General features: G+C 49.0%; 10 protein-coding genes and 1 pseudogene. 5 read left to right on the top strand and 6 right to left on the bottom strand.

Annotated features, from left to right (window positions below; all coding sequences use genetic code 11):
* Positions 1-209 precede the first annotated feature (209 nt).
* Positions 210-380, top strand: a pseudogene (locus KDK18_RS14720) (DUF29 family protein); the annotation flags it as partial.
* Between the two features lie 710 nt (positions 381-1,090).
* On the opposite strand, the gene KDK18_RS07045 reads toward KDK18_RS14720, so the two are convergent.
* Complete coding sequence (locus KDK18_RS07045; protein WP_257254171.1) at positions 1,091-1,348, bottom strand: hypothetical protein; 258 nt, start codon at positions 1,346-1,348, stop codon at positions 1,091-1,093.
* Between the two features lie 109 nt (positions 1,349-1,457).
* On the opposite strand from KDK18_RS07045, the gene acnB reads away from it, so the two are divergent.
* Positions 1,458-4,049, top strand: coding sequence for a bifunctional aconitate hydratase 2/2-methylisocitrate dehydratase (gene acnB / locus KDK18_RS07040; RefSeq protein ID WP_257254170.1), 2,592 nt, complete (start codon positions 1,458-1,460; stop codon positions 4,047-4,049).
* Between the two features lie 254 nt (positions 4,050-4,303).
* Positions 4,304-5,482, top strand: a complete 1,179-nt coding sequence (locus tag KDK18_RS07035; protein ID WP_257254169.1) for a macro domain-containing protein — start codon at positions 4,304-4,306, stop codon at positions 5,480-5,482.
* 2 nt (positions 5,483-5,484) lie between these two features.
* On the opposite strand, the gene KDK18_RS07030 is transcribed toward KDK18_RS07035, so the two are convergent.
* The 4 genes from KDK18_RS07030 to KDK18_RS07015 form a co-directional block, all read right to left on the bottom strand.
* The gene (locus KDK18_RS07030) at positions 5,485-7,488 is read right to left on the bottom strand and encodes a DUF3488 and transglutaminase-like domain-containing protein (protein ID WP_257254168.1); all 2,004 of its coding nucleotides are present in this window, start codon (positions 7,486-7,488) and stop codon (positions 5,485-5,487) included.
* Entirely contained in the window at positions 7,478-8,470 is a 993-nt protein-coding gene (locus KDK18_RS07025) for a DUF58 domain-containing protein (RefSeq protein WP_257254167.1), read from the bottom strand. The genes KDK18_RS07030 and KDK18_RS07025 overlap by 11 nt, the downstream gene beginning before the upstream one ends.
* Before the next feature lie 5 nt (positions 8,471-8,475).
* Entirely contained in the window at positions 8,476-9,375 is a 900-nt protein-coding gene (locus KDK18_RS07020; RefSeq protein WP_257254166.1) for a MoxR family ATPase, read from the bottom strand.
* Between the two features lie 157 nt (positions 9,376-9,532).
* Positions 9,533-10,732: an O-succinylhomoserine sulfhydrylase gene (locus tag KDK18_RS07015; RefSeq protein ID WP_257254165.1), complete on the bottom strand. Its 1,200-nt coding sequence runs from the start codon at positions 10,730-10,732 to the stop codon at positions 9,533-9,535.
* Positions 10,733-10,798: 66 nt separating this feature from the next.
* Between KDK18_RS07015 and KDK18_RS07010 the strand changes: the two genes are divergently transcribed.
* The gene (locus tag KDK18_RS07010; RefSeq protein ID WP_257254164.1) at positions 10,799-10,984 is read left to right on the top strand and encodes a hypothetical protein; all 186 of its coding nucleotides are present in this window, start codon (positions 10,799-10,801) and stop codon (positions 10,982-10,984) included.
* Positions 10,985-11,046: 62 nt separating this feature from the next.
* Positions 11,047-11,826 (top strand): 5'-3' exonuclease H3TH domain-containing protein, encoded by a 780-nt coding sequence (locus tag KDK18_RS07005; RefSeq protein WP_257254163.1) that lies wholly within the window; start codon positions 11,047-11,049, stop codon positions 11,824-11,826.
* A gap of 128 nt (positions 11,827-11,954) precedes the next feature.
* Here KDK18_RS07005 and KDK18_RS14715 read toward each other — a convergent pair whose 3' ends face one another.
* The gene (locus KDK18_RS14715) at positions 11,955-12,074 is read right to left on the bottom strand and encodes a type II toxin-antitoxin system Phd/YefM family antitoxin (RefSeq protein ID WP_368736458.1); all 120 of its coding nucleotides are present in this window, start codon (positions 12,072-12,074) and stop codon (positions 11,955-11,957) included.
* Between the last annotated feature and the right edge of the window lie 133 nt (positions 12,075-12,207).

Raw genomic sequence — 12,207 nt, 5'->3', positions numbered from 1 at the left:
GCAATGCAATGCAATGCCGCAGTGTAGCGGGTCTCATTACTTACGACCTGTGTTTTGGTAATTCATTTATTCCCTTTTGTTAATTGCCTACAGTGGTAGGGGCAATGGAGGTCTTTATGGAAAACTTGTATGACACTGATTTTTTCACGTGGTCCTATCATCAAGCCGAGCTGATCAGGCAAGGTCATTTCGTGTAACTCAACTGGGACAACCTGATCGAGGAAGTTGAAGACATAGGCAAGGCTCGATACCGAACCTTACGGAGTCGTCTGGAACAGCTATTTTTGTATTTGCTCAAATGGCAGATGCAGTCGGAAAAGAACGAGCTGCACGATATGAAACAGTGGCACCGGTCTTCTGGAGGCGATGGAACAAGGTAATTGTGTTGGATATTGTGTTGTGAGTAACTGACACCTGAATCAGTGGCAGCTTTCAGATAGACAAAACCTCAGGCTGTGACTCTATTTCAAAAACTGATGAGGTTTTTATAGATCATTTTACCAGTCGATAAGAAGAAAAAAATCTCCCATTAACAAAGAGACTTTCTGATGTCATAACAAAAGGTTTTATTAATGTTTGTACTGTTTTAGATCCAAGAAATAATTCACCGATAGAAGGGGTATGTCATGATTTTGCTTATTATTTACACTTTGGGCTTCCGATTTTAAAGTCCACGAGATATAACACTCATGACTCTTTTTACCAATCACTTTCGAACATAAAGGTCAATGAATTTACTGGAGAAAAGGATCTGATCTTTGGAGATATTGTACAAATAACAAGCCAACCTTCCGATACTGGAGATAAACCTTTAGTTTTTCATAGTATGATTTATATCGGTGATGGCAAATACATTAACAAACTTTCTAACCTGGATATTTACATCCAGGATCTTGAGTCAATATTAGATACTTTTGAAGCGTGGAAAAAAAGAATACTAAGGGTTGTCAGGGATGTCAGCACATGACGCCTGTTCTCATGAATCAAGATTGTTCACCATGAGATTACTTTCAACTCAATACTTGCGGCAATAATCACTAATGTACGAGAAAAACCGGCACAACAAGGGCTTTACCGACCGGCCCAACCATTATTCACCAAATTTATACCAAAGATTGCGGGCTTCACTTAACTTGAATAACGCTATCCGATATACTGCCCGCGCCCGGTTGGCTGAAGAAGCAATGGTTACAGTTCTTTTCACTGCTAATCTGTAAAGAATAATTCCCACCGGTATACGATGCCTGCACACATCGCCATGGGCATGAAAGTAATCTAAAGTGAACTCCTGTTCTGGAGGAGGAGCAGTGGTATCCGTCAGAGCTTTCTTCTCTACCCGCCCAGCCATATTGTGCAGGACCTACATTCACAGGAACATCAGCAACTGTCTGGCCCACCGCTGTAGAGATTACGGGAAAAGTGACCGGACAGGCCGCACAGATGATGAGGGTTGATCCGTGCTAGAAGCCTACAGAAAACATGTCGAAGAGCGTGCAGCAGAGGGTGTCCCACCAAAGCCACTGAGCGCTGAGCAAGTCACCGGACTGGTAGCCTTGCTGAAAACCCCGCCAGTCGGTGAAGAAGAGTATCTGCTGGACCTGCTGGAAAACCGCATTCCGCCCGGCGTAGACGAAGCTGCTTACGTAAAAGCCGGTTTCCTGTCCGCCATTGCCAAAGGCGAAGCAGAATCCCCACTACTGGATAAAAATAAAGCGGTTGAACTGCTGGGCCTGATGCACGGTGGCTACAACATTGAGACGCTGGTAGAACTGCTGGACAGCACCGAACTGGCGGAGCTGGCTGCAGAACAACTGAAAAGCACCCTGCTGGTGTTTGATGCTTTCCACGACATTGAAGAGAAAAGCAAGGCCGGAAACGCACACGCCAAGGCTGTTCTGAAGTCCTGGGCAGATGCCGAGTGGTTCACCCAGCGCCAGACGGTTCAGGAAAGTATCAAGGTTGCCGTCTTCAAGGTGTCTGGTGAAACCAACACCGATGACCTTTCTCCTGCACCAGATGCCTGGTCTCGTCCCGATATTCCGGTTCATGCCCGTGCCATGTACAAAATGACGCGCGACGGTTTGGAACCTGAAGAGCACGGCGTGATCGGCCCTCTGCAGCAGATCGACAAAATCAAGGCAAAAGGCCTGCCCGTTGCCTTCGTGGGCGATGTAGTGGGTACCGGCTCTTCGCGTAAGTCCGCTACCAACTCGGTATTATGGTTCTTTGGTGATGACATTCCGGGTGTGCCAAACAAGCGTGCCGGCGGTATCTGTATTGGCGGTAAAGTAGCACCTATCTTCTTTAACACTATGGAAGATGCTGGCGCTCTGGTTTTTGAAGCCCCCGTTGATAAGCTGGGCATGGGGGATGTGATTGAAATCCGTCCATACGACGGCAAAATCCTGTCTGAATCCGGTGAAGTGCTGTCTGAATTCGACTTCAAATCCGACGTCATCCTGGACGAAGTTCAAGCAGGCGGCCGCATTAACCTGATCATAGGCCGTGGTTTGACTGACCGTGCCCGTGAAGCTCTGGGTCTGGGACACTCTGATATTTTCCGTCGTCCTGTTGCTCCCAAAGCCTCCGACAAAGGTTTTACCCTGGCCCAGAAAATGGTTGGCAAGGCCTGCGGTGTTGAAGGCATTCGCCCTGGCACCTACTGCGAGCCCAAAATGACCACCGTAGGTTCTCAGGACACTACGGGTCCAATGACCCGCGACGAACTGAAAGACCTGGCTTGTCTGGGCTTCTCTTCCGATCTGGTGATGCAGTCTTTCTGTCACACAGCAGCTTATCCAAAGCCTGTTGATGTTGAAACTCACCACACTCTGCCAGACTTCATCATGAACCGTGGCGGTGTGTCCCTGCGCCCGGGCGACGGTATAATCCACAGTTGGCTGAACCGCATGCTGCTGCCTGACACGGTCGGTACCGGAGGGGACTCTCACACCCGTTTCCCACTGGGTATTTCCTTTCCTGCTGGTTCCGGTCTGGTAGCCTTTGCTGCGGCTACCGGTGTTATGCCTCTGGATATGCCTGAGTCCATTCTGGTTCGCTTCAAGGGCGAAATGCAACCCGGCATCACCCTGCGTGATCTGGTTCACGCCATTCCTCTTTACGGTATCAAGCAAGGTCTGCTGACGGTTGAGAAGAAAGGCAAGAAGAACGCCTTCTCTGGCCGCATTCTGGAAATCGAAGGTCTCGAGAGCCTGACAGCGGAACAAGCTTTCGAATTGTCTGACGCTTCTGCTGAACGTTCTGCTGCCGGTTGTACCATCACGCTTTCTGAAGAGTCCATCGCCGAATACCTGAAATCAAATGTGACGATGCTGCGCTGGATGATCAGCGAAGGTTATGGTGACCCTCGTACTCTGGAGCGCCGTGCTCGCAAGATGGAAGAGTGGCTGGCTAATCCGACGATGATGCGTGCGGATGCTGACGCTGAATACGCTGAAGTGATTGAAATAGACCTGTCTGAAATCAAAGAGCCTATCCTGTGTGCTCCTAACGATCCAGATGATGCCCGTACACTGTCTGACGTGGCAGGCGACAAGATTGACGAAGTTTTCCTGGGCTCCTGCATGACCAACATCGGTCACTTCCGCGCGGCCGGTAAACTGCTGCAGCAGAACAAGGAGCCTCTGCAAACCCGCTTCTGGATGTCTCCTCCTACCAAGATGGACAAGGCCCAGCTGGAAGAAGAAGGCTACTATAGCATTTATCAGGACAGCGGTGTTCGCACCGAAATTCCGGGCTGCTCATTGTGTATGGGTAACCAGGCACGTGTAGAACCAGGCGCCACTGTGCTGTCTACTTCTACCCGTAACTTCCCGAACCGTCTCGGTGATGGCGCTAACGTATACCTCTGCTCTGCCGAGCTGGCTTCTGTGGGCGCGATTCTGGGCAAAATCCCTACGGCTGAAGAGTACATGGAATACGCACAAAATCTGGATTCCATGTCCAGTGAAGTCTACCGTTACCTGAACTTTGATCAGGTAGAGTCCTATCAGAAGGCGGCCGATGAGGTTATCGCTAAAGCAAGCTGATCAGTGACCTGGTTGTCGTCACAAGATCCCCGCCATTGTGCGGGGATTTTTTTTCTAACTCTGAATGCCAGAAGTGTGATCGATGGGAGAATTGACGCTGTATTTCAAACCAGCATAAAAATTCGTTGGAAAGTCGACAACTTTTCCGGCCAACTCTGTCAGCCAACCTTGCCAGATACCTTTCAGCCCTGTGAATCCCTATCAGGGATGAACTGATTATACTTAAGACTATCGGTAGATTTTCTGGCTCAAGCATGATTCCAACGTCTGATTCGGTCAGTTCAGCATCCAACTGGCAGCTTTTCAAAAGCTGGGTAAAACATAAACTGCGCTCAGCCTTTACCTGGAACCGGAAAACCCGGGTACTGGAAGACCCTGCAGCCTTGCTTCAGGAAGCCAGGGCCAGAGGCGACAACCCTTATTCAGGAATAAAACTTCGAAACATCAAACGGGATGAAAATCCACAGCCTCAGATCAATAGAACCGCCCAACATTACAGAAATGACTTTGCCCGTATTGGTATTGATGTCAGTTCACTGGCCGAAGAGACTGACCTCTTTTTGGAGCTTCAGTACAAACTGCTAACCCGGGCCAAGAGCCTGCAATCCAAAATCTACAAACAGGGAATGCTGGAAGATATGCAGGCCTGCTCCAGGCTTGTGAATCGAGTGATCGCCGGTGACTGGCCAGCTGTCCTGGATGATCTTACTCCGGACCACCCTACTGAAGGGATCCACGAATTGGTGGATTTTGTCAGACCTCTTCAACTTTTGCTCACCCCCCCGAAAGAACAATCGACCATCACCCAGGTACAAACGGATGTCAAAATACCTTCCGACCAATTGTTGGGAAAAGAAGTCTTTTTGATGTCCGGGGATATCAGCCTGATGAATGAGTTACGCAACCTACCGATTGAAGTCATTGCCTGTCCCTACACCCCCATGGGATCACCCAACGAAACAGCTTTACTGAGTCAGCTTTCCGAGATTGATCCCGGCCTGACAAGAAAAGGGTTTCGGGAAGCCATTAAAAAGATGAAACCGGGGCTGGCCGCCATTACAGCCAGCCCCGCTTTGCAGTGCAGAGGCTTCAGTCATATGGTTCATGCCATACTTCCTAAGGCTGATTCCGGGAGTATTCATTCAGAATTGGTCAGCGCCTACCAATCGGCCATCGAAGCCGCTCACAGGAAAAACCTGTCGAGCATCGCCATCCCCATCTTCAGCTCTGAACTGAATCTTACCCCTCAAAGAGCCGCGACTGTCGCTTGTATTGCTGTCAGCCGATACATGAGCAGCCACACTTATGAAACCAGACCCCCCAAAGTCTATCTGGTTTGCCCCAGCACAGAGGAAGGTCAGAAAATCCAGGGATATATTAACCATTACTTGAGCCAGAAGATGCCGAAGCCTCCTGTGCAAGACTCTCCCTGACACTAAAAACGAGTCAGAAGCCGCTTCAGCTCGTGCATTTCCGAAAAATTTTCCCCATAAGCTGCTTGTATATAAGCCTCACAAAAAGACATTACAGGCTCTGCGAGCTTATCATCTGATTTGGAGATACGGCGTGCAAAACTCAACTCTGCTTCGCCATCTCCCGGGACAAAACCTCTTTTGGCCATTTTTTTAAGGAAGCGGGCATAGAGTTTCTGCAGTGGAGATAGCGACTGGCGACGATACAATAAAGTCAGCGATAATACGGCCAATATCAAGCTTACCCCCAGCGCCAGAGCCGTCGCCTGCCGCCAGTAAAAATCTTTATCGCCCAACAGGCTTCTCAGAAACGCCTCCTGTTGATCCTGCTTGAAGTTCACGACCGACCTCTGCCATTGATATTCTGCTTTCTCAAAGACCAGCCTGACTCTGTTAATAATGCCTGACTGACGATAACGATAGAGAGATAATGGACTGTCTGGCAAAAAAGTTTCGGCAGGGCCAATAGCTGCTTCCAGGCCAGATGCTATTCTCTGGGGTGAAACTGCGGCGGTAGGATCAAACCTCAACCATCCCTGCCCTGCCACCCAGATTTCAGCCCAGGCATGAGCATCGAACTGTCGGACCTGAATCAGGTTTTCATCTTCCTTGAACTCTCCGCCCTGATAACCACCGATGACTCTGGCCGGAATACCTGCTGCTCTCATCAAATAAACAAATGCACCCGCATAATGGGCACAAAAACCTCGCCGACCTTCAAACAGAAATTGATCAATCGTGGAACTTTGATCGTACAAAGGTGGGGAAAGGGTATAGTAGAAGTCATCCTGACGAAACAGCGACAGTAGTCGACCCGCCATTTTCACGGGATCCTCACCGGCCTGGTTGAACAGTCTAAGCGCATATTGCCGACTTCTATCATTTCCGACTACCGGAATCCGGGTATTCAACTCAACAAGCCAGCCAGGCATAGAGACAGATCGAGCCCGGGGCAACATCCCATCCAGGGAGTACAGCAGTCGACTGTCAACCGGTTGCTCCGATGCCAGCCTCATTGTCCTGTAGAAAAAACTTTTTTCAGCCACTGTACCGGCAGCTCCCAGGGAATACATCCATGGTTTTCCGGTAGGCTCCATCATGACTTCATATTGATAACTTCCCAGACGATTCTTCCACCATCCTTCAGTAACAGGCTGCTTACTGACCCAATCTTTCTGCGACATAGCGGCAACAGAAAACAGCTTGTCCGTCTGCTTCCAAGTCTTGCCATCAAACTGATCCAGCACCACAGCCCGCCAGTATCTTTGCTGAGCAGGTGGCACATCAGCTGCAAAGCGGGCACGAAACACCAATTCATCTGAACGACTGAGTCTGGCTATATCGCCAGGAGTCATGGCATCGGTTAAACCAACTCTGCCACTGTTATCAGGAAGAGGGACTGACCAAAGCGGCCCCATACGAGGTACCAGGATAAACAGAAGAATGGTTAAAGGAGCCGCCTGAAAAGCCAGAAGACCTGCAAACCTGATACTCGATACAACAGGTGTCGTATCCATTTCCCGGAACAAACCTTGCTGAGCCGCAATCAACATGACCAGACAAAACATAAGGTATAGCGTCTGTAATAACGTCTGGGAAAACAGAACGGCTGTTGCCACCAGAAAATAGCCGATGTAAACGACAACGAGCGCATCCCGCTGGCTTCTCATTTCCAGTAGTTTGAGTGCATACCCTGCGGCCAGAATAGAGACCGATGATTCCAGGGATATCAATGGCCTGAAACTGACCACCACCGAAACAAGAGCAATCAGGATCAGCCCCAGGCGCAATAAAAAAGGTGGCCAATGCCCTCTACCCTGCAAAATGGCAATCCGCCAGCCTGCGGAAAGACAACCTGTCAGAATAATAAGCAACGGAACTTGCTTCCAAATGGGGAACAAGACTGAAAGAAGTGCGGCAATTAACCACAATGTTGAGGTCCTGCTCACCTGAGCATCACTCAGCACGTTCACCTCCGGACCTTTTAATACCCGGAGCCCTATCAGAGCCAGAAGCAAATAACGCCAGAGTTTCAAGGCACTCTTTTGAATGCTTGTGCCCTATATTGGCAGCCAACTCTGTTCCGGGAACGGACAAACTGTATGGTCTGTTACTGGCTTCACATTCCAGACACCATCCAGCCAAAACAGAGAGTTTATCTTCCAGACTTACACCGGGATTATGCTGCAGGCAGAGCTTAACCTGATGACCTAAAGGTTCCTCAAACAGCTTGGTATTCAGCTCACTGGTTCTCGCATAGCCTTTCCAATCAACATGACCCGGAAGATCCGTCTCTTTATAACGGCGAAAACCGGCAAAATCATCCTGCCCTGATCGTGTTTGTCTACCGGTCTCCTCTCCTACTCCCAGCAGACTTGGAACAGGGTGGGAAAAATCAGCCCTGGGATAGATCAGGGTGTGCATTTCCAGCTGGACCCAGCTCCATGCCCTGCAAAACCCCAGAGGGTACACACTCTCTACTTTCATCCTGCCCGGACGAAACCAGCCTCTGGATATTGCTTTTACCTGCAGAGTGAAGTCCTGATTGGTTTCGAATGAGTAGGTCACCTGCTCATTTTCAGGCCAGCCTAATCGCACAGATTGTCGCCCCCGGCCCCCTGACTGCAACTGCAGATGAACTGATATCAAGTCTCCTGCATGACCCGAATCAGCAGACTTTGAAACCAGAGTCATCCCCGCAAGATTTTTCCAGGTGTGAAGAATGGAAAGCATAAACAGACTGACCATAAAAAAGGACAGGCCAAAGGCCAGACTGTTAGCATAATTGGCCGCCAGTATAAAAATGAGTACAGCAACAGACAGCCAGATATAGCCCCCTATTGTGGGCAGGATAAATATCCGCTGTTGATCCAGAGTCACCCTTGGCGCTGGTGGAATGCGTCGATCCAGCCATTGGTGATATCGCTGTCTGATAGCGGCTGCTGGCATACGTTTCATCCCATGATGTGAGTGCCAGTCAGCAACTCCCTGACCGATTGACTCTTTTCTTTCGCCTTTAACCGGTGATCGGCAACAGGGACAAACACAGCCTGAACATCTTCGGGAATAACATAGTCCCGACCTTCCATCCAGGCCCAGGCTTTTGCAGCCGCTATCAACGCCAGACCTGCTCGTGGCGAGAGCCCAACATTGAAATAACCCACCTCTCTGGTTCGTGAAATAAGCCTCATTACATAATCCAGCAACATCTCCCCGACATGTCCCCGGGCTGATTCATTCTGAGCTTTGATCAATTGATCGGCATTGAAGATCGCAGGCAGCGCATCCATTTCCACCCTGCCGGCTTCGCCTTTCAAAATGGCTTTCTCTGATTCGGGGTCAGGATAGCCCAGCTCCAATCTCATCAAGAATCGGTCGAGCTGGGATTCTGGCAAAAGAAAAGTGCCTTCCTGATACACAGGATTCTGGGTTGCCACCACGAAAAAAGGTTCGGGTAAGGATTGTGGCTGACCATCGACCGAGACCTGGCCCTCCTCCATGGCTTCAAGCAAGGCACTTTGCGTTCTGGGTGAAGCCCTGTTGATTTCATCCGCCAGCAACAACTGGGAAAAAACCGGTCCCGGCTGAAAGGTAAAGTTGGCGGTATTTTTATCAAAAACGGTAACCCCGGTAATATCAGCGGGTAACAAATCACTGGTAAACTGCACGCGTTGATAACCTAAGCCCATGACCCGAGCCAGTGCATGAACCAGCGTTGTTTTACCCATTCCGGGCAGATCTTCGATGAGCAGATGACCTCGGGCAAGAAGACAACACACCGCAAGCCGAATTTCCAGATCCTTGCCTCGGATAATCGTATTCAGAGCATGAATACATTGATTGACTTCACTCATTAATAGGGAACCGTTATTATTCTTTGAAGGCCTTGATTTTTATAGTAAAAACATTGATCGCAGAGTAGAACAATGTTTTTTGTGTTCAAAGCTTTTTTATCGGTCAATCGACACAAAAGGACAGAATTCCTTTTCTGCTCCAGGGGGGGGGGCTGATTTAAAGCAGGGCTAACCCCCTATCAAGATCCGCCTTCAGATCTTCGAGGTTTTCAAGACCCACAGCAACCCGGATCAAATTCTCAGTAATACCGGCCCTTGCTTTGTCTTCCTCAGAGAGACGACAGTGTGTCGTGGTGGCCGGATGAGTGATCGTAGTGCGGGTATCCCCGAGATTAGCCGTTCTGGAAATAAAAGTTACGGCATTCATCACTGTCCAGGCCTGTTCCCGGCCGCCTTTCACTTCAAACGCAAGAACACCGCCAAAGGCTTTCTGTTGACGCTTTGCCAGAGTGTGACCAAGGTGCGACTCAAGGCCACTGTAGTGTACCTTTTCGACAGCAGGATGCTCGTCCAGCCAACGTGCCAGTGCCATTGCATTGCGACAATGGGCACCTACCCTCAGGTTCAGTGTTTCAAGAGACTTGTAGAAATTCCAGGCATTAAAAGGGCTCATTGAAGCGCCAGCCGCCCGTTGCCAGAGATGCATCTCACTGATCAGATCTTTGCTGCCGACAGCCACTCCCCCCATGCAGCGTCCCTGACCATCGATAAACTTGGTAGTAGAGTGGACAACAATATCTGCGCCAAGCTTCAAAGGCTGCTGAAGAGCCGGTGTACAGAAGCAATTATCAACCATCAGCAAAGCATCATTCTCATGAGCAATGGCGGCCATGATTTCCAGATCGACTACTTCACCCAAAGGGTTTGAAGGCGTTTCCAGAAAAAGAAGGCGCGTTTCAGGGCACATCGCATCTCGCCATTGCTGGTAATCCGTGAAATCAACAAAAGTCGTTTTTACACCAAATTTGCCCAGGTATTTCGCAAAAATGGTGACCGTTGTTCCAAAAACACTGCGAGAGCAGATTACATGATCGCCGGCTTTCAACAATCCCATGCACATGCCCAGGATAGCCGCCATGCCTGAGGAGGCGGCACAGGCCAGCTCTCCCCCTTCAAGGGCTGCCATGCGGTCTTCAAACATTTTCACCGAAGGGTTGGTATAGCGTGAGTAAACATTGCCCTGCTCATCACCGGCAAACACTGCCCGGGCCTGCTCAGCACTGTCGTAAGTAAAGCTGGAAGTCAGGTAAATAGCTTCACTGTGCTCTCTTTCACCGCTGCGAATGACACCTGTCCTGATAGCCTGAGTTTCAAACGCCCACTGATCCTGATTATTACTTACGTCGTTATCTTTCATTTCTGATCCTATATACCGCTCTGGGCTGTTTATGAGCTTAAAATCCCAAGGTTCCGGGTATATGTCTTGCTGAGACTTTTCGATGCAGCGTGGGAAAACCTTCAGCCAGACCTATCCCAGATGGCTGACAAGGCCAACGATAACGAAAAAAAACCGCAGTTAACAGTAGAAATAACCACCCTGGCTACTGAGTTTTCAGAAGATAAAAGAAAATCCCCGACCCCTGAATGTGGTAATCTGGGAATACGATGATTAATGGTTAACATGGTTAGATACCTAACCGTTTTCACCCATGGCTGTTCAGGAAAAACAGAATGCCCCCTCACCTGCTTTTGATTGATGCTCTTAATCTTATCCGAAGAGTACACGCTGCTGTCAGGGCTCCTGATGAAGACAGCCAGATAGACGGAGCTATTTCAGCCACCGTCGCTTCACTAACAAGAGCCATAAAAGAAACATCGCCAACCCACTGCCTGATGGTTTTCGATGGTAATCCTCCTACCTGGAGACATAATCTTTTCCCTGATTATAAAAAGGGCCGCAAGCCCATGCCCGAACCATTAAGAAAAAGGCTGGGAGATTTCAACCGGGCTTTCCTGAACATGGGGGTAAGAACATTCAGAAAGTCGGGTCTGGAAGCAGATGACGTTATTGCTTCTGTGGCCTCCAAGGCATCAAAAGCCAATGTCGAAACCACCATACTTTCAACAGACCGTATTTTTCTGCAACTGCTGAATGCTCCTCAGATAAAGCTGCGTGATCATTTCCAGAAATTCGATTATCAGAGAGATAGCGTCCAAAAACTTTATGGCTTTGGAGCAGACAGGCTAACCCAGTTCTGGGCCATTACAGGTGTTGGAGATGTGCCCGGAGTTCAGGGTGTGGGAGATAAAGGAGCCACCTCCCTGATGTTGGAACATCAGGAAATAAGTAATATCTTTTTGTTGGGAGAGGAGTCTAAAGGGGCAGCAGGGAAAGTAGTAAAGCAGAAAGATCAGGCATTGTTAAGCTTGAAACTGGCGACTCTGGCTTGTGATCTTGAGGTTGGGGTGAGGATGAAAGATTTGAGGTATGGATCTGTATCTGAAGAATAATTTTTTAAGAAGAAACCTTATTAATCAAAATTTCTATAAAACTGATCGATTATATCATCGAGTGTATTATCAAAATCATCGGATATCTCAATCCGCCCCTTCAGAGCACCAAAACCTCTACTTTCAGGTTACTCTTCGTGAGGAACCAATCTCATAACAGGCTTATTTCTCTGTGTGATAATGATATCGGCATCCTCTTCAATTGCCAGTCTGACAAGTTCTGACAACCTGCTTTTTGCCTCACGCATTCCAACTGTAATTTGCTGTGAACCTGACATTGACATAAATGACTCCCTTGCTAATTAAACCAGACTCAGATTAGCCCCTACTAGCAGCCTGTCGGACTTAAGCGTCCGTAGCGAGGATTGCAAGAAATTGAGG

It is taken from the genome of Endozoicomonas sp. SESOKO3 (assembly GCF_024606255.1).
The sequence above is the reverse complement of the archived record's forward strand: the minus strand, read 5'-3'. Positions and strand labels throughout refer to the sequence as shown.

Excerpts from the sequence above, each read along its gene's own strand:
- KDK18_RS07035 (WP_257254169.1), top strand. The coding sequence starts at position 4,304 with ATGATTCCAACGTCTGATTCGGTCAGTTCAGCATCCAACTGGCAGCTT.
- KDK18_RS07005 (WP_257254163.1), top strand. The coding sequence starts at position 11,047 with ATGCCCCCTCACCTGCTTTTGATTGATGCTCTTAATCTTATCCGAAGA.
- KDK18_RS07020 (WP_257254166.1), bottom strand. The coding sequence starts at position 9,375 with ATGAGTGAAGTCAATCAATGTATTCATGCTCTGAATACGATTATCCGA.
- KDK18_RS14715 (WP_368736458.1), bottom strand. The coding sequence starts at position 12,074 with ATGCGTGAGGCAAAAAGCAGGTTGTCAGAACTTGTCAGACTGGCAATT.
- KDK18_RS07015 (WP_257254165.1), bottom strand. The coding sequence starts at position 10,732 with ATGAAAGATAACGACGTAAGTAATAATCAGGATCAGTGGGCGTTTGAA.
- KDK18_RS07045 (WP_257254171.1), bottom strand. The coding sequence starts at position 1,348 with ATGGCTGGGCGGGTAGAGAAGAAAGCTCTGACGGATACCACTGCTCCT.
- KDK18_RS07025 (WP_257254167.1), bottom strand. The coding sequence starts at position 8,470 with ATGCCAGCAGCCGCTATCAGACAGCGATATCACCAATGGCTGGATCGA.